This window comes from Deltaproteobacteria bacterium (genome assembly GCA_020848905.1).
Taxonomy (GTDB): domain Bacteria; phylum Myxococcota_A; class Polyangia.
In genome coordinates, this window is sequence record JADLHG010000018.1 from 137,271 (window position 1) to 155,176 (window position 17,906).

Genomic DNA, 17,906 nt, shown 5'->3' on the forward strand with positions numbered 1-17,906 from the left:
CGGTACGCTCGTGCTCTCACCGGAGACGGATCCATGGCCGACGAAACCAAGTCCAGACGATCGTTCTTCGTGGATTTGCTCACCAGCGCGGCGGCGGTCTGTGCGGCGGGAGTCGCCGGCACCGCTCTCGCAGGATGCGACGACGCGGTGGCGAAGTACGGCGGACCACCCGACGCGGGGGCAGACGGCCCGGTGGCGAAGTACGGCGGTCCGCCCGACGCGGGGGCAGACGGCCCTGCGGCGAAGTACGGTGGCCCGCCCGACGCGGGGACGGACGGCCCGGTGGCGAAGTACGGTGGCCCGCCGGATGCGGGACGTGACGGTCCCGTGGCGAAGTACGGCGGCCCGCCCGACGCGGGGCGCGACGCGATGGTGGCCAAGTACGGCGGCCGGCCGGGCTGAGCCGGATACGCCCCCGATGTCGAGCTCCGATCCTTTTGACATTCGACTGCGGGATTTCCCGAAGCTCGTGGATGCTCAGCGCGAGGCGCAGCGGCGGCAGCGGCTCGCGCGGGCGCCGGACCTGACCTACCTCTTCTGGGAGTGCACGCTGCGCTGCAACCTGCGCTGCGCGCATTGCGGCTCGAGCTGCACGCCGCACTCGCCGGTGCGCGAGCTCACCACGGCGGAGGTGAAGGGGATCCTCGAGACGATCGCCGAGGACTTCGACGCCTCGCGCATCTTCGTCTCCATCACGGGCGGGGAGCCGCTGCTTCGCAAGGACCTCTTCGAGGTCGTCGAGTACATGACGGAGCTCGGCCTGCGCTCGTGCATCGTCACGAACGGGACGCTCCTCGACGACGCGGCTGCCGCGCGGCTCGTGGCCGCCGGCATGCGGACGGTCACGATCAGCCTGGACGGGCTGCAGCCCGAGCACGACGAGGTACGCGGTCGGGGGACCTTTCCGCGGACGCTGGCCGCGCTCGGCGCCGCCCGCCGCGCCGGGATGCGCATCGTGGAGGCCATCACCTGCGTGCGTCCGGCCAACCTGGACGATCTGCCGCGCCTGGAACGCATGGTCCGCGAGGCCGGGGCGAACCGGTGGCGCCTGATCACGATCGATCGCATGGGGCGGCTCGGGGACGGGGCGGACACGAAGTCGATGTGGCTCGAGCCACCCGAGGTGCGGCGCCTCATGGCCTTCGTGGCCGAACGGCGGCAGGCCAGCGCGAGCGATCCCGACTTCGGCGTGCGCTTCTCGTGCGGCGGGTTTCTCGGGCTGGAGCAGGAGCAGGAGGTGCGACCCGAAGGGGGGCAGTGCTACGCCGGCCTCGTGATTGCGTCGATCCTGGCGGATGGCCAGGTCAGCGCGTGCCCGTCCCTGCCTCGCTCGATGGCGCAGGGCTCGGCGCTCGAGAAGCGTTTCTCCGAGGTCTGGCGCGAACGCTTCGCGCGCTACCGCGATTTCTCCTGGCGCAAGAGCGGGCCGTGCGCGGACTGCTCGTGGTTCCCGACCTGCCTCGGTGGCGGCCTGCACGAGCGGCTGGTGCAGCCGGAGGACTTCTGCTGGCTCGAGCGTCAGTGCGATGACCGTCGATCCTGACGGGGCGCCGCGCGCGCCGGTTCCGCCTTTGGGCATCGCGGCGGTGCTGCTCTTCGCCGCCGACCCCACCGCGCTCGCCTCGTTCTACCGCGAACAGCTCGGCATCCCGCTCGTGGCCGTGAACGTGCCCGGTCTCAATCCTCACTGGGGGTGCGACCTGGGCGCCGTCTACTTCTCCATCTGGCCGCTCGGCGGCGCGCCGGGGTCGGCCACCCCGCGCGGCGAGGCGGGGGTGGCCTTTCACGTTCGCAGCGCAGCTCGGGACTTCGAGCGACTACGCGCGGCGGGCGTGGCCGTGGAATTCGCGCCGCGCTCAACCCCGCTCGGCATCGTGGCGCGGTTGCGCGATCCGGACGGCAATCCCTTCGAGCTGTATCAAAGCCTGTAGCGGGCCAGCGAGGACGCCTACTTGGCGCGGCGGGCGGTGCGGGCCTTGGGCGCCGTCACGAGCAGGCCGTTCGCCGTAAGCTCGTCGGCCATCGCGCTCGCCTGCGGAAAGACCACCTCCCGCCCCAGGGCCCACGAGCTTGCCGTTTTCGCCGCCTCGAGGGCCGCCGCGTACTCGGGGACGGTGCGCACGAGCTTCGCTTCGAAGGCGTCCAGCGCCTTCTTGGCGCGGGTGGCTCCGGTCCTCCCGTAGGCCCACTGCTCCTGCCCCATCTGGAAGTAGTCTCTCAGGTCCTCCATCGAGTCCCAGCCGCCGTAGTTGCCGCGGCTCAGGTACCGCTGCCACGCCTTGTCTCCGACGTTGTTCTTCTCCATCAAGAGCTCCGCCGCGGTCACGGCATCGGCGTAGGCCCGCGCGAGCGCGTCGCGCTGACGGAAGAGGTGCCGCGTGGCGGGGGCACGCTCCACGCGCCGCACGGCAGCGGTCGCCCGGCGCTCGACGGTGGGGTGCCCGAGCGCGATCTGCTGCAGCGTGCCGAGCAGGGTCGAGGCGTCGAAGGCCACGCAACGCCCCGGAGACATCCCGATCGTGCGATTGTCCGCGGAGAGCATCTGTTCCACGCGGGTCAGCGTCTGGTGGAGGAAGCGGTAGTTCGCGCCGCGCTCGCCGGCGACCTTCCCTTTCAGGACCGCCACGCCGCGGGCGAAGGAGGCCACGACGGCGTACTGCTCGCGCACGGGCAGGTTGCGCACCGACGCGAGGCTGTTCACGAGGGCGTAGGCCTCGCGCTCGAGCGCCGAGCCGCGGAAGGGCGCGGCGGTGGCCGGGCTGCCGGAGGCCACGACGCTCGCGATGGCGTACGAGAGGAGCAGGTGGCGGAGGAGGCGCGGAGCTCGCGTGGAGGACATGGTCTGGGTTCCTTCCCGGCCAGTGGCCGCGCGCAGGAAATGCACTGCGCGTGCCAGGGCGATGCGCTGGAATTGCATCGGATTGGCGGCGACGGGTGGCTAGGGCGACCGAGCGACCGGCCCTACGCGGCGAGCCGCTGCCCACGGGAGTGCGCGCGCCGGGAAGAGGCCCGTGCGGGGAGAAGGTGCGGAGAGGTTAGTCGAGGAAGTGAGACGAGAGCATCTTCAGGTGTCGCAGCGCCTCGGGCATCGCTCCGCCGAAGAAGCCTCCCAGGCGCCGGGCGAGCTGGGTCGCCTCGGGCAGCTTCAGGATCTCCGCCTCGCCCAGGCGGCGGCCATCGCCGACGAGGGCGACGTGTGGACCCAGTGTCTCGCCCCAGTGCGAATGCCCGAAGTCGGCGTACATCCAGTACTGGCTCGCTCTCGAGACGAGCGCGCGATTCGCGGCGGGCTTGCCTCGGCCGCCCTTGCCGCTGATCCCCACGATGACCTCGGTCTCGCGCGACTGCTCGCCGTCGGTCTTCTTGCGGAAGACGCTGAGGTACCGCCCCGTGCCGGGCCCCTCGACGAGGTCCATCCGGATCCCCGGATGGGAGCTGTACGAGGACCGCTCGAGCGTGATCGCGCGACCGCGCGAGAAAAGGAGGGGCGTGACCCGACTTCGCACCTCCGAGCCGCGCGGAGGATCCGTGAGCAGCGCCACTGCCGCGGCGACGGCGCGTTCGTGCTCGGACTCGGGCAGCGGCATGCGGCCCAGCCCCTTGAAGAACCGCCCCGCGTGCAGCGCGAGCGCGATCTGGTTCTGCCGCTGCGTCGCCGCGTCGTCGGCGGTGGGGGCGACGGCGACGTCCTCCTGGAGCGCCGTCAGCGCCTGCGTGCGCAGAAAAGCCGCGGCCGCGGGCAGCGCGGCGGCGTGGAGGGAGAAGTACGTGACGACGGTGCGGCCGGCCCGCCAGAGCTTGGCCACCGATCCGGGCTGCGAGCGGTAGCCCTGCTTCGCCAGCCGGAAGGCCTCGCGGAGGCTCGGGGTCGTCTTCGGTTCGGGACCGGAGGCGGCCCGTGCGGGGGCGCCGCTAGCCGTGAGGCCCAGCAGGAGCAGGGCCGTGGCGCAGGCCGTGACGCGCGCGCGCCTGCCCGAGGCGCCGACCGATTCGAGGTAGCCTGCAGAGCCCATGGCACCGGTCCCTCCGCAGGGGTCTTTAGCAATGATCGGGCCGGCGCCGAGAGCTTCGCAACGCGTGTCATTGCCGTCGTTTGAAGCGCGCGCGGTGGCTCCAGGGTCCCCTGGAGGGGTCAGCTGTCCCCCTGGGCCTGGCGAGCGCGGTAGCTTCCTCGTCGGCCGCTACGTCTGAGGAGCACCCAGCTCGCGGCCAGCAGGAGCAGCGCCGCCCCCGAGGAGGACGTGGCGGGGATCGCGCCGCAGCCGCAGCCGGCCCGGAGCTGGTTGGGGTTAGCGCTCGTGCCGGCGTCGCCCTGCCCCGCGACCGGTCCGCCGTCGCCCGTCGGTGGAGGTCCGCCGCCGTCGGTCGGTAGCGGCGGGGGCGGAGGGGGCGGTGCACCGGGGGCCTCGAGCGCCGCGACCGCGTTCTGCAGATAGAAGAGGTCGCCGCGCCAGACGGCAGGCACGTCCAGCACTCGCTCGAGCCGCTGGCGCTCCCAGCGCAGCGCGAGGGCACGGGCCTGAAACTGGGCGGAGGTCTCGTAGAGGTGCTGATGGTAGCCCTCCATGTACTGCCGCTTCGGGTCGTAGCGCGAGACCTCTTCGGCTCCGGCGATGTGCCAGTAGGGCGCGCCCCAGCCTTGCTCGGCCACGACCGCCTCCACCTTCTGCCGCGCGTTCTGATAGAGGTAGTCTCCGAGCTCCCGCACGAGATAGAGAAAGCCCCCCGACTCCACGCCGTAGAGCGGCACCCCCTCGTCGGTGTTCGGGGTAGGGATGAGCGCGACGCGCCGCTGCAGCGCCTCGTCGAGCCACCCCTTGACCTCGCTCGAGGCGGGCTGCTTGAGCAGGCTCTGCAAGCCGAGATAGCCGTAGTAGCCGGCGATGTACTGGTTCACGACGTGCGGGTGCGTCCGAAGGAACGCGTCGTCCGCGGGGAGCTTGCCGAGCTTGCCCTTCAGCTCGTCGAAGAGCGCCTGCGCCTCCTCCGGAAAGAGCTCGGCGTACTTCCAGCAGGCGTAGAGGTTGAACGGGTTGAAGGTCCACCCCTTCCAGCTCGCGTCGGCGGTCTGCATCGCGTACCGGATGCCGTAGGTCTTGCCGAAGTCCTCGGCGCGCTGCTTCGGATCGCCGGGGTTGCGGTAGAACTCGGCGGGGATGTCCTGGTACTCGCGGTGCGCGCCCGCGCCGTCCATCTTGATGAACTTCGTCGGCGGGAAGGTCGTAGCGGGGCTCGCCCCGTGGAACTCCTGCTTGAGGTAGGCCTTGGCCTTGGTCTTGAGCGGCTCGGGCAGGTGCGGGATCGCGATGGCCAGCGTGTAGATGAGCTCGGCCGGATTGGTGAAGTACTCGTCCATCTCGAAGCCGAGCTCTCCCATGGCGTCGCAGTGCTGCTCGAAGTTGCACTTCACGGGGCGCAGGTGACCCGCGTCGATCATGAGCTGGACCTGCTCGGCGAGGAGGTCTTCCAGCCTTGCCACCGTGGGGAGACGCGCGCCGTGCGCGGCCGGAACGACGAAGAGCGCGAGCGCGAAGAGGAGCGGGCGGAGTCGAAGCGCGGTCGTCATGGCTACTGCCCCATGCAGACGACGGCGTTGCTGCGGTGAAAGTACATCTTGCCCTTGAGGGGGACAGGCGCGTTCTGATGCCCGTGCCAGCCGACGGAGCCCTGCCAGGGACCGCCCGGGACGAAGTGGTTGCCGTACTTCCGGCGCTTCCAGCCGGCGGAGTAGTTCGCGCCGTAGTCCGTCTTCATGAAGCTCTGGAGCGCGACGCTCTTGTCCTCGAGGTTCAGGGCCCCGGGAAAGAAGCCGGCCTTGTCCTGGCCGTCTCCTCCGGCGGTGAGCAGGAGCGACGTGCCGACGAGCGAGAAGGAGTCGGGCTCGTCACCCGCCTCGCAGTGATCGTGGATGAGCGGGAAGGGGCGCGCGAGCTTGGTCCCCGGCTTCCAGACCAGGAGCCGGCCCCAGGCGTAGAAGCCGGTGATGAAGGCGCTGCTGGCCCAGACGTAGCCGCGGTGGTCCACGGCCGGGGGAAAGCGCTGTCCGCCCGGATTGCCGAACCAGAGGAAGGGGGCCGTCTCCTTCTGCTGGCCGGTCGTGCGGTCCAGCACGTAGACGCTGCGTCGCTCGGGGTACTTGTCGAGGTAGCTCGTGAACGACGACAGGTCGAAGAACTTCTCCTTGTCCGGGGACGCGTTCACCTTCTGGAGCACGGCGTTCATGTCGGGAAAGAGGATGCCGGCGTCACGCGCGAGGCCGTTCAGGTCGGTGCCGTCGTGCGTGGGGTAGTGCGTCGCGCTGGCCAAGAGCACGCGGTCCCCCGCGACGACCGGCCAGTAGCCCGAGAAGCGGCTCGCGGGCAGGCGCGGGGATTTCCAGTGGAGCTGGCCGCTGTCGGCCTTGAGCGCGTAGGCGAAGCCGTCGTGCGCGGCGAAGAAGACCAGGCCCGCGGGGTGCTCGGCGTAGGTCTGAAAGGCGGCGGAGAAGGAGATCGGGGCGCCGACCTTGTAGAACCAGAGGAGCCCGCCCGCCTTCACGCCGGGCTTCACTCCGTCCTTCGCGGCGAAGCAGTAGAAGTAGCCGTCGCGCGAGCCGGCATAGACGCGGCCGTTCACCACGAGCGGACTGACGTAGAAGGCGGCCCCGGCCTCGTCGGTCTGCCAGAGCTTCTGGCCCGTGGCCAGGTTCACGGCGTGGATCGTCTTGTCCGTGCCGCCGACGTAGACCACGCCATCCACCACGGCGGGCGCGTCGCCCACCGGGAGGTCCATCTTGTAGGACCACTTCTCGGCCCCTCCGGCCGGGTCGAGCGCGAGCACCCCCTCGGAAGTGGGCACGAGCAGCAGGTCGGGTGTGCCATTCTTACCCTCGACGGTGATGAGCTGCGCGCGCGAAGGGATCATCGCAGAGATATTCTTCGACCATTTGAGGCTCGTGCAGTTCGTGCACGCGTCGCTCGCCGAATACGAGCTCCGCTGCGGGTCGTGGCCGGGCATCGGCCAGTCGGCGCGGGCGAGAGGCGTGGCGAGCAGGCCGGCGAGCAGGCCGGCCAGCGGCAGAGTGAGCGGCAGAGTGACGGCGGGCGGCTTCATAGGTCCTCCGTGCGCCGAGCGCGCAGGCGGCTTGGGCGCTCGGTCACTGTCCGGCGAACGGCGAGGGTGCGCAAGTTCCGGGGCCCGGGGCCCGGGGCTCTCCAGCACGGGCCTGGCACCTGCTCGGTGGTGGTGGACCTGCCACGCGTGGGGGATTCGCCCCCAGGGCAGCGGGCGCAAGTCCCGTGAATGCGTCGCTCGTGGATGGCACGAGGTCTGCACTTGGACCCGGTCTACGATGCGGTTTCCAGCGCGTGCTCCCCGATGCTCGCTGGCGCTGTGCGTCCTCTGGGTGGGCTGCACGGTGCCAAACCCGGGCTTCGATCCCGACGATCCTCCCGAGGCGGGGGCGACGGACGCGGGCGCGCCGTTGGCGGAGGCCTCCGTGCTGGATCCGGTGGTCGTTCCGCCGCTGGACGCGGCCTCGGGTCCCGCCGACCTCGGTCGCGCCGACGCGCGGGCGCCGGTGACTCCGCCCCCGCCCGTGCCCCCTCCACCCCCGGTGGGGAGCGGCCTGGCGGCTCTCTGCACGACGACCTGCCCCACGGGCGAGCGCTGCGTGCGCATGGAGGAGGGGGCGGCCTCGGGGGTCTGCTTGCGCAGCTGCAGCAAGCCCAACAACCTCTGCTCGGTCCCCGACCCGAAGTTCTTCTCGGGCTGCGCGACCTACACGAATCCGGAGCTCGGGTCGATCAACGTGTGCATGGTCTTCTGCCGGATCGACGGCAAGACCTACCCGTGTCCCGACGCGGTGAACTACAAGTGCAAGGCGTACGGTTCGAAGCTGAGCGTGTGCGCGGCAAAGTAGGTCGGCGCGCCCGCGTCGCCGCGCGAGCGGAGGGAGCCGGTAGGTCTACTTGAACATCTCCGGGTTGCGCTCGGCCACCTTGCGCAGCCCCTCCTCGGTCACTCCGGGCACCACCCGGTAGCCGTCGAAGAGGCGCGCGAGCCGCATCGAGAAGCGCTCGAACTCGTCGGTGCGCCGGAGCTCGTCGAGCTTCGCGCGCTCCCCCTTGAAGAGCAGAAAGCCGCCGAGGGTGCCGCCGTGGGGGGTGAGCCCGATGGCCTCGTAGCCCTCGAACCAGCCCCCCTTCTTCCACATCGCGGCCTTCTCGAGGCCTTCGCGCATCACCGTCTTGTAGGCCTCGTCCTGACGATCCGGATACGGCTGGTTCCATCCGATGAGCAGACACGCCGTTGCCATCTTCTCTCTCCCTCGTGATGGGAGCGCGAGCTCCCGAGCACCGCCCACGGCGGCTATTTTTTAGTGCCGGCCCCGACGAAGTCGGTCAGTACGAACGACCAGGTCTTCGCTGTGGCGTCATAGGTCCCGCTGACCGTCGTTGGCCACGCGGTGGTCACGCCCGGCGCGGCAGGGAAGGTGAGCTTGAAATCCTTGTGCTCCTTCAAGTAGGCCTGCGTCACCATCGGCTCGAGGAAGGCGAGCTTGCCCGCCGTGTACCCGAGGACGCGGGTCAGTGTGAACGGCTTGGGATTCGAGCGGGACATTTCGGGGGACGTCGGGTCGATGGCGTGCACGCCCATCTTGGGCGCGCAGGTGCCGTCGGGTTCCGGACCCACGCCGGGGATGATGAAGGGCGCTGGAATCGCCGCCTGCTCGGGCATCTTCTCGGCCTTGCAGTCGATGGCTTCCCGCGTGGCCTGGTCGATGCCGTAGAAGTGGAAGTCGAAGTGCGGCACGTCGTAGACCTTCGGTGGTCCGTGCCCCTTCGGGTTGAAGTCGAACCCGAGGTGGTTGAGGAACGTCTTCGTCTGCACGTCCTTGGCGAACTCGATGAAGACCGCTTCCTCTGCCGCCGCGCCCTCGAGCGTCGCCGCGGCGACCGTGACCCCCACCTCCAGGATGCTTCCCTGTCCGTCCACCTTGGCCCAGGTCGCCACCTCGCCACCGGCAAAGGTTCCCTTCGGGCCCTTCACGATCTTCGGCCCGGCGTCTCCCTGGCTGCCGTCACCGCGCGCGGCGTCTCCTAGCGAGGTCTGCGCATCCTGACGGCCAGCGCCGGCATCGGCCTGCACGACGGCCGAGTCGGCCTTCAAGGTTTGCTTGTCGTCGCAGCCCGCGCCGAGGATGGGCAGGCCTGCAAGAAGAATCAGGTTCCTGAGCTGCATGAAATAGTCCTTTCGCTAAGTATGAAAAATATACTCCTCTCACCAATTATGGCGAGGCCTGGAAAGCACAAGTTAACCAAATGAAATAGCTACTTACACCACGGCTTGATTTATGTCAAGCCCGGGGTGGCGGGTTCAATCCCTGGACGCAGGGCGGCAGGGGTGGTGCGCGGGCGGTGCACGGAGCTGCGGCCGGCCGGCTTCCTGCACCACGGGCACGGCGCGCCAGACGTCGCGCAGCAGGTCGCAATGACCGAGCGAGAGGTCGCGCAGGTCCAGCTCGAGATGGCTGCCGAGCTCGGTGGCCGCGTAGAGGTGGCCTTGCCGCAGCAGGAGCTGGTCCACCGGTCCGTGGAGCTGCGTGGCGTAGAGGAGGCCGCCGTCGACGAGGCTGAAGAGGCCGAGGACCCCGTTGGCGAAGCCCACGACGAGCGTGTCCCGAGGACCCTCGGCGAGCTGGACGATGGTGCGCGAGGGCGCGCCCTCGAGCACCAGGGGCGTGAAGGGCCCGGTGCCGCGGGAGGGACTCCGCACGAGCTGCCCATCAGATAGTCCCGCGTAGAGCGTGGTTCGCGTCGCGAGGAGCGCGGTCGGTGGCGCCGCGGTACGGGCGAGCTCCCGCGGGAGGCCGCTCGGGCCCGCCCGCAGGAGGCGTCCGGAAGCCGCGACGAGCAGCTCGTCCCCGTCGCGCGCGATGGCCGTGGCGCCCTCGGCGAGGCGAGCGCAGCCGCGACGTGGCGTACAGGTCCAGGCGCTCGACCCGGCGAGCGCGGCGCAGCGATCCGGGAGCGCGACGAGCCGGTGCAGCCCCGGTACGTTTGCCCGCAGGCGGCGTGCGTCCTCGCCCGCGTTCCAGAGCTCGAGCACCCCCGTCCCGTCCGCGAGGCAGACCGTGCCGCTCGCGGCGTGGAGCGCCGCACGGCGCGCTCTGGCCTGAAGGGCGGCAAGCCAGCGGCTCTCGGGGGGACGCGTGCCGTGCGCGTGGGAGTCGAGCGCGGTCCAGCCGCGGTGACTGAGCAGAAACGGGGGGGAGGGGTTGAGGAAGGAGGCGTGCCAGACGGGGGACCCCGTCGCGGCGTGGAAGAGCCGCACCGTTCCGTCGTCGCCCGCGGTGGCCACGAGCGCGCCGTCGGGCGAGAGGGCGAGGCGGTTGACGTCCCCGCGGTTCCCGCGCAGCACTACGTTCGGGCGCCCCGTGGGGACGAGCGGCCAGAGGCGCGCCGTCTGGTCCGCGCTCGGCGCGCCCACCCAGCGGCCCGCGGGGTCCACCACCGGGGCGTAGACCCTCGCCGCGTGACGTCCGAGGATCGTGCTCGTCCCGTCCTTGATTCGCCAGAGGCGCAGGGTTCCGTCGTCGCTCCCCGAGACGAGGCTTCGTCCATCGGGCGTGAAGGCGACTCCGCTCACCGCGGCGGTGTGGCCTTCGAGGACGCGCGGGGCCCGGTCCGGCTGCGCGAGGGTCCAGAGCCGGACCGTGCGATCCCAGCTCGCGCTGGCGAGCAGCGTTCCATCGGGGCTGTAGGCCACGCCGCTCACCACGTCCCGATGGCCCGCAAGCACGCGCGGCGGTCGCTCCGCGAGCAGGTCCCAGAGCCGGATCGAGGTATCCCAGCTCGCCGAGGCGAAGCTCCGACCGCCGGGTGCGAGGGCCAGGCTCTCCACGGCCGTGCGGTGTCCGGCGTAGACGCGGCGGTCGACGCCGGTCGCGAGCTCCGTCTCGTGAATCGATCCGTCCCACGCGCCATAGATCAGGTATCGACCGTCCGGGCGAACGGCGAGACTACGCACCGGGCCGCCACCGCTCGTGGCGATGAGCCGCACCTCCCCCGTCTCGACCTGCCACGCCCGCAGCGCGCCGTCGGCGCCTCCGCTCACGAGGACCTTTCCGTCGGGATGGAAGGCCACCGCCCCCACCTCCTTGGTGTGTCCCTGCACGCGCGTCGCCGCCGCCACGGTCGCCTGCCGCCGCGCGAGGTGGAGCTGTCCGTCCAGGCCGGCGCTGAGGAGGTGCAGGCCGTCGGGGCTGTAGGCCACGGCGAAGACCGCCCCTTCGTGACGGACCTGCAGCCGATGCCAGCGTCCGTCGGCGAGGTTCCACCGCCGCACGCTGTGGTCCCAGCCACCCGACAGGAGCTCGCGCCCGTCCCGGTGAAAGGCGAGCGCCAGGACCGCTCCCTGCCGCGCCAAGAGCACCCGGGGGGGAGCCGCCTCTCGCCGGAGGTCCCAGAGGCGGATCGTCTCGTCCCAGGAGCCCGAGGCCAGGCGCTCGCCATCCGAGCTGAAGGCCAGCGCCACCACGCGATCGGTGTGGCCGCGGAGCACGCGGAGCGCGCGTCCGCTTCGTCCATCCCAGACGCGGACCGTGCCGTCGTAGCTGGCCGAGGCGAGGAGCCCTCCGTCGGGGGAATAGCGCAGGCGCATCACGCGATCGGTGTGACCGACGAGCGTCGCGACGAGGCGCCCCGTGGCCGCGTCCCAGAGCCGCACGCGCTGGTCCCAGCCTCCGCTGGCCAGCCAGCGGCCGTCGGGGTGGAAGGCCACGCCGAAGACAGGGCTCTGCGCCCCGGCGAGCAGAATTCGTCGCGTACCTCCTCGGAGGTCCCAGATCGCGAGCCCGCCCGTCCAGCCGCCGGCGGCGATGCGCGCTCCGTTCGGCGCCACGGCCACCGAGAGCGCCTGGTCGGCCAGGCCCTCGAGCGGCGTCAAGGCCCGCGTCGCTCCGTCGACGAGGTAGACCTTGCGATCCTGCGACGCCACCGCTACGCCCTTCGCCGCGCCACCGGGGAGAAACGCGGCGTCGTAGAGGCCCGTCCCCCCGCCGAGCTGCCAAAGCTCGGGCTCCTGCCGGAGCTGCCACCAGAGCGCACGCCCGAGCGTCGAATCTTCCGTCTCGAGCGCGGCCCGCAGGTGTCCGCGTGCCGCGAGGAGGTCGCCACGCGCCCAGGCGGCGCGGGCGGCCTCGCGCTGCGCGCTGGCCTGTCGCTTCTCGGCCAGACGGCGCTGGGTCTGCGCCTCGCGTTCCTGGCGCGTCATGGCGATGGCCACCAGGGTCGCGGTCGCGGCGATGGCGGCCAGGGTGAGCGCCCCGGCCAGCGCGAGGAGGCGTCGTCGGCGTCGCCGGCGGGTCGCGAGCGCCCGTGCGGCCGCGACGAAGCGCCGCGCGTCCTCCGGAAGCGGGCGAGTGGAGCGCGCGAGCACGCGGTTCGCGTGCGCGAGGGCCTCGTCGCGCCAGAGCTCCGCCTCGGGACGTCCCCGACGGATCCAGAGCTCGGCGACCTGCGCGAGGTCCGTGAAGACGGCGTGGTCGTCGCGGATCTCGTCCCGCCACTGCGCCAGCCGGCGCCAACCGGAGACGAGCGACTCGTGCACCAGCTCGAGCTCGGTAGGCTGCCCGTCCACCCTTCCCCCCCGGGCGAGGAGCAGGCGGGCGTCCACCAGATGGTCGAGGACCTCCCGCGCCCCCTCGCCGAGGCCCTCGAGCGCGCTCTCGAGGGAGAGGACGCGACGCGTCCCCTCGGGGGTGACGAGCCGCAGGAAGAGCTCGCGGGCCGTCTCGTGCTGCGCCGCCGAGAGCGTCGAGAAGATGCGATCCGCGTGGGTCGCGAGAGCCCCCGCCACGCCTCCCACCTCGTCGTAGACCGCGCGCCGCAACACGCGCTCCCTCGGGTCGCGCCGCTCCCAGAGCAGGTGGCAGAGGAACTGGAGCAGGGGGAGGCAGGCCGGTTGCCCACCGACGGCGCGAATCATCTCCTCGGCCAGGGTCTCGTCGTCGAAGCGGTAGCCGACGCTCGCGAGGGGGCGCGTCACGATCTCGTGCAAGGCCGCCGCGTCGGGCTGGCGCAGCACGACGACGCGCGCCAGCGCTGCGCGAGCGACGGCGCCCTCCACGACGCGTCCGAGAAAATCCTCGCGCAGGGCGAGGAGGACCCGCACCGGCTCCTGCGCGTCGTCCGCGGCGAGGCAGAGCGCCTCGACGAAGCGGCGCCGAAGCTCCGCGTCCTCGACTAGCGTGTAGAGCTCTTCGACGTGATCGACGAAGAGCAGCAGCCGACGTCCCTCGCGGCGGGTGCGATCGTGCAGGAGCAACCCGAGGAGTCCGGGAGCCTCGGCCAGGCTTCGGGCGAGCTCCATCTCGCCGCTCGCCGGGCCGGATCCCCGGAGGAGCTCTGCCGCGAGAGCCTCGAAGGGGCTCGCTCCCGGCCGAAGCGCGAGGACGACGGTGCGTCCCCCCTCGGCGAGGCGGGGCAGGACGCCGGCGTGGGCGAGGGAGCTCTTCCCGGCCCCCGAGGAGCCCACGAGCATGAGCAGCGGCTCTTCGCGAAGGCGCTCGAGGACGAGCGCCGTTTCCGCCTCGCGCCCGTAGAAGAGGTGCGCCGAGCGGGCGGTGAAGGGGAGCAGTCCGGGGTACGGGTTGCGTTCGGTCGTGGCGCCGCGGCTCTCCCGGGTGAGCGCGGCGGCGAGGATCTCGACCGCCTCGCTCGCGCGGGGGCGGCGATGGGGATCGCGGTCCAGGCAATCGTCGAGGAGACGCGCGAGCTCCTCGCCCAGGCGTTCGAACCCGGCAGGCCGCGGGAGCGGGGCGTGCCCTTCGCCGATGGCTCTCCGGAGTTCCTCGAGCGGGAAATCGCCGTAGGGGTGCCTCCCGAGCGCGAGCTCGCAGAGCACGAGGCCGAAGGCCCAGAGGTCCGTGGCGGGGGTGCAGGGCTCGCCGCGCCACTGCTCCGGGGCCATGTAGAGCGGCGTTCCTCGGAGCTCGCCGAAGCGGCTCAGCGTGGGCTCCGCGAGCCCGCCCCCGGGCGCCACCGCGGCGAACTCGGCCGAGACGGAGCGCTCCCCGTCGGCGCGGGAGACCAGCTTGGCCAGTCCGAAGTCCACCACGCGCGGCCGGCCGTCCTTCGCCAGAATCACGTTCTCCGGTTTCAGATCGCGGTGCAGCACTCCGTGTCGGTGCCCCTCGGCCAGGGCCTCGGCGATGGCGCGCGCGACGCGCAGCGCCTCGGGAAGCGAGAGCTCTCCTTCGCCGAGCCCCTCTCGCAGCGAGCGCCCCTCGAGGTGCTCGAGCGCGAGATAGGGCCGACCGTCGTGCTCGCCCACGGCGTAGACGGTCACGATGTGCGGGTGACTGAAGCGCGCCGTGGCGCGGGCCTCGAGGAAAAAACGTTCCTTCGCCTCCGGCGAGGCGAGCTGGGACGGATGGATGAGCTTGAGCGCCACCTTTCGCCCGAGCCGGGTGTCCTGCGCCAGGAAGACCTGGCCCATGCCTCCCTCGCCGAGAGGGCGCAGGATGCGGAAGTGATCCACCTCGGAGCCGGGTCCGAGGACGTGGTGCTCGGAGGGCGCCGGCGCGGACCGTGGCGCTTGCTCCCCCTGGCGCGGGGAGGTCGGGGGGACCAGCGGGCGCGTCCGGTCTTCAGACATGGCGACACCCACGGGGCGACGGGCGCCTCCCCACCGCATCGGTCGTGGCGAACGTGCGCGTGGCTACGATTCCTCCTGGGCCCCGCGAATGCCGTAGGCCTTGAGCTTGTTGATCAGCGTCCGGCGCGGCATGTGGAGCAGGCGGGCCGCCTCGGACTGGTTTCCGCCGCTCTGCCGGAGCGCGTCGACGATGAGGGCGCTCTCGAACCGCTCGACCTGCTCGTTGAAGGGGGCGAGCGACAAAGTGGAGCCCGAGTCCGGCGCGCTGCCATCGGGGGGCGCGCTCGCGGGTGGGGCCTTGCGGAGGCGCTCGGGGAGATCCTCGACGGTGATGAGGGGCCCTTCTGCGAGGACCACCGCCCGCTCGATGACGTTGCGCAGCTCGCGGAGGTTCCCGGGCCAGGCGTAGCTCTGCAGAAGCGCGAGCGCCGCGGGGTCGAGGCCCTCGAGGGTGCGGCCGTTGGCCTGGTTCGCCGCGGCCAGGAAGGCCTGCACGAGCGCCTCGATCTCCGCGCGCCGCGCCCTGAGCGGCGGGAGCTCGAGCGTCACGGCGTTGAGCCGGTAGAGCAGGTCCTCGCGGAACTCGCCCCGGCGAACCATCGCCTCCAGGTCGCGGTGGGTGGCGGCGACGACGCGCACGTCCACGGCCAGCTCTGCGCTCGATCCGACCCGCGTCACGCGCTTGGTCTCGAGCACCCGAAGCAGCGCAGCCTGCGCCGCGGGGGAGAGCTCTCCGACCTCGTCGAGAAAGACCGTGCCCCCCTCGGCGCTTTCGAACACGCCGGGGCGGGTGCGCTCCGCGCCGGTGAAGGCGCCGCGCTCGTGCCCGAAGAGGGTGCTCTCGAGCAAGGCTGCGGGCAGGGCTCCGCAGTTGACCGCCACGAGCGGGCGCCCGACGCGCGCGCTCTGGGCGTGGATCGCGGCCGCCGCGCGTTCCTTGCCCACGCCCGTCTCCCCCACGATCAGAACCGAGATCTCGGCCGCGGCGATCCGCGCGAGCTTGCGCGCCGCGGCCTCCGTGACGCTCTCTGCCGGGGGCCTGACCTCGAGGCTGAGGGTGCCGGGCCAGTGCGCGGGCGCCACGTGAAGCGTCTCAGCCTCGCTCGTGGCGAGCAACGCCGCGCGACTCGCCGCGAGGAGGGCTTCCAGGTCGGTCCCGTGCTCGGGCCAGCTCGCGAGCCCGCAGCGCAGGGGGGGCAGGCCGGCACGGGGCGCGAGGAGCCGTTCGGCCACGACGCGCGCTCCCTCGGTGTCCGTGTGCGGCAAGAGCACCTCCACGGTCTCCGGGCCGTACCGGCCGAGGCGGTCGACCGGGCGCAGCGCCTCTCGGAGCAGAGGCGCCCAGCGCGGCAGGCGACTCGCTCCGTCGAGTGGGCCGGCGAGCTGCAAGAGGGCGAAGGGCTCGCCGAAGGTGCGTGCACGGAGCACCTCGTCTTCGAGGAACGCGAGAAAGGCCTCGTGACCGAGCAGTCCGTAGCGGCGCGGCTCGAAGGTGGCCGGGGCCTGGACCTCGACCGTCACCGTACCGATCTGCACCTCCGCGCCGAGGGGCAAGACGCTGCGGGCCACCGGGGCGCCGCCCACGCGCGTGCCGTTGGTGGAGCCCAGATCTTCGACCCAGAGCTCACCGGCCGCGAGCCGGAAGCAGGCGTGTTGCCGCGAGAGACTGCTCTCCTCGATGCGGAGGTTCGCGAGCTCGCCGCGTCCCACCACGAGCTGCTCTCCGGGGCGCAGGGTGGCGAGCTCGAGCCCGTCCCGGTGATAGAAGAGGAGCAGCCGCTGCTCCGCGGCCAGGGGGTCTATGAACTCCGCCGCGCGCGTGGCGTCGCCGAGCCGCATGGTTCTCGCCCCGCCCGGTGCCCGGCCGCCCGTCGGCCCGTTCATCGGAGGTCCCCGCTGCGAGGCCGCTCGCCCTGTGCAACACCTTCACAGGGTGGGCAACGGCTGCTCAGCCGATCGGGGCAGGTCAGGCCCATGCGCCGGTCCCTGGGTGGGGTGTCACGGGGCTTCTCTCCTTCTTTCGCCGAGCTGCGAGCTCCAGGATACCGCCGAGACCTTGGCACCGCTCGTGCTCTTTCCCGAGGTCGTGCTCCTCACGGAGCGGGAAAAGGAGTCGAGCCATGATGACCTCATCGTCGAAGAAGGGGACCTTCTTGAGCGCGCTGCTCGGGGTGTGCGGCCTGACCGTGGCGTGTGACCCTACACAGGACCACCCCATGGAGGCCCGGCAGCATGTGTTCCGCGCCCCGGAGGGTGGCTGGCGCGTGGTCGCAGAGAGCGGTGGGGCCCTGGCGGCGCCGGCCGGAACGGGGGGCGTCATGGCGGGCGAGGTCTCCGGCACCTTTGCCATCCACTTCGTGACCGAGCAGGAGGGCTGGGCGGTGGGCAACCAGGGCGAGGTGCTCCACACGACGGACGGCGGGAGCTCGGCCGTGCGCGTGCCCTTCCCGAGCAGCGGCCGGCTCCGCAGCGTCTTCGCCGTCAGCGCCACGCGGGTCTACGTCGCGGGTCAGGACACGGAGGGGGGCGGGGCGTCGCTCTGGGAGAGCCGCGACGCGGGGCAGTCCTGGGTCGTGCGCTTCAACACCGTCGCGGTCTATCCGAACCGCACGCTCACCCAGCTCGATCGCATCCACGAGGTACTCGCCACCGAGACCAGCGTGCTCCTCGTGGGTGGCCTGGGTGACAACTCCGCCATCATCTGGGGGGCACGCGGCGAGGAGTGGAGCGAGCTCTTCAACCGGTGGGAGCGCGGAGCCCAGCACCAGCTGAGCGGTCTGGCCGCGACGGATGCGACGCTGCGCACCTTCGTGGCCGTGGGGAACGAAGGCCTGGTCCTGACCTCGGCCGACGGTGGTGCGAGCTGGACCGAGCAGGCGAGCGGCACGAAGGCCAACCTGCACGACGTGGCCTGTCGCGACGGCCGGTGCGTGGCGGTGGGTGACGCGGGGACGGTCCTGCTGAGCCGGGACCACGGCGCGAGCCTGACCTCCCTCGCGGTGACGAGCGCGGTGGACTTCGCGGCGGTGAGCCTCGGCTCGACGGCGGACAAGATCTGGATCGGTGGCACCGAGGGCACGATCCTGCACTCCGACGACGGGGGCGCGCGCTTCAGCCGCCAGCCGACCGAGCGAAGCTGCTTCGTGCAGGCCCTGTTCATGGTGAGCGATACGTTCGGCCTGGCCGGCTGCGCGAGCACGCTCGGCAACTCGGGGGCGCTCCTCCACACCGTCACCGGCGGCCGCTAGCGCGGCTGGTCTGGCGAC

At 71.7% G+C, this 17,906-nt stretch carries 13 protein-coding genes; 5 read left to right on the forward strand and 8 right to left on the reverse strand.

All coding sequences use genetic code 11. The features are described from left to right. Positions 1–33: 33 nt before the first annotated feature. Genes IT371_08615 through IT371_08625 form a run of 3 tightly spaced genes read left to right on the forward strand, consistent with a single transcriptional unit; the run spans position 34 to position 1,931 of the window. Positions 34–402 carry a hypothetical protein gene (locus IT371_08615; protein MCC6747704.1) on the forward strand — a complete coding sequence of 123 codons (369 nt, stop codon included), beginning with the start codon at positions 34–36 and terminating at the stop codon, positions 400–402. 16 nt (positions 403–418) lie between these two features. Beyond that, a complete protein-coding gene (locus IT371_08620; GenBank protein ID MCC6747705.1) occupies positions 419–1,543 on the forward strand; it encodes a radical SAM protein in 1,125 nt (374 codons plus the stop codon). Next, entirely contained in the window at positions 1,527–1,931 is a 405-nt protein-coding gene (locus IT371_08625) for a VOC family protein (GenBank protein MCC6747706.1), read from the forward strand. Before IT371_08620 ends, IT371_08625 begins: the two co-directional genes overlap by 17 nt. A 17-nt stretch (positions 1,932–1,948) precedes the next feature. Here the strand turns inward: IT371_08625 and IT371_08630 are convergent, their stop codons facing one another. From IT371_08630 to IT371_08645, 4 genes are all read right to left on the reverse strand, one after another. Continuing rightward, positions 1,949–2,839: a hypothetical protein gene (locus IT371_08630; GenBank protein MCC6747707.1), complete on the reverse strand. Its 891-nt coding sequence runs from the start codon at positions 2,837–2,839 to the stop codon at positions 1,949–1,951. Positions 2,840–3,035: 196 nt separating this feature from the next. Continuing rightward, positions 3,036–4,013, reverse strand: a complete 978-nt coding sequence (locus IT371_08635; protein MCC6747708.1) for a hypothetical protein — start codon at positions 4,011–4,013, stop codon at positions 3,036–3,038. Positions 4,014–4,132: 119 nt separating this feature from the next. Next, complete coding sequence (locus tag IT371_08640) at positions 4,133–5,566, reverse strand: hypothetical protein (protein MCC6747709.1); 1,434 nt, start codon at positions 5,564–5,566, stop codon at positions 4,133–4,135. A 2-nt stretch (positions 5,567–5,568) separates the two neighbouring features. Beyond that, positions 5,569–7,092: a PQQ-binding-like beta-propeller repeat protein gene (locus IT371_08645; GenBank protein MCC6747710.1), complete on the reverse strand. Its 1,524-nt coding sequence runs from the start codon at positions 7,090–7,092 to the stop codon at positions 5,569–5,571. A 238-nt stretch (positions 7,093–7,330) separates the two neighbouring features. Between IT371_08645 and IT371_08650 the strand changes: the two genes are divergently transcribed. Further along, on the forward strand, positions 7,331–7,900 hold the full coding sequence (locus tag IT371_08650) for a hypothetical protein (GenBank protein MCC6747711.1): 570 nt from the start codon (positions 7,331–7,333) through the stop codon (positions 7,898–7,900). A gap of 45 nt (positions 7,901–7,945) precedes the next feature. Here the strand turns inward: IT371_08650 and IT371_08655 are convergent, their stop codons facing one another. The 4 genes from IT371_08655 to IT371_08670 all read right to left on the reverse strand — a co-directional run bounded on the left by IT371_08655 (position 7,946) and on the right by IT371_08670 (position 16,479). Beyond that, positions 7,946–8,296 carry a hypothetical protein gene (locus IT371_08655; GenBank protein MCC6747712.1) on the reverse strand — a complete coding sequence of 117 codons (351 nt, stop codon included), beginning with the start codon at positions 8,294–8,296 and terminating at the stop codon, positions 7,946–7,948. Positions 8,297–8,349: 53 nt separating this feature from the next. Continuing rightward, complete coding sequence (locus IT371_08660) at positions 8,350–9,222, reverse strand: hypothetical protein (GenBank protein ID MCC6747713.1); 873 nt, start codon at positions 9,220–9,222, stop codon at positions 8,350–8,352. A 135-nt stretch (positions 9,223–9,357) separates the two neighbouring features. After that, positions 9,358–14,640 (reverse strand): protein kinase, encoded by a 5,283-nt coding sequence (locus IT371_08665; protein ID MCC6747714.1) that lies wholly within the window; start codon positions 14,638–14,640, stop codon positions 9,358–9,360. A gap of 63 nt (positions 14,641–14,703) precedes the next feature. Beyond that, positions 14,704–16,479, reverse strand: coding sequence for a sigma 54-interacting transcriptional regulator (locus IT371_08670; GenBank protein MCC6747715.1), 1,776 nt, complete (start codon positions 16,477–16,479; stop codon positions 14,704–14,706). A gap of 281 nt (positions 16,480–16,760) precedes the next feature. Here IT371_08670 and IT371_08675 point away from each other — a divergent pair, with 281 nt between their 5' ends. Next, entirely contained in the window at positions 16,761–17,888 is a 1,128-nt protein-coding gene (locus IT371_08675) for a hypothetical protein (protein MCC6747716.1), read from the forward strand. Positions 17,889–17,906 lie beyond the last annotated feature (18 nt).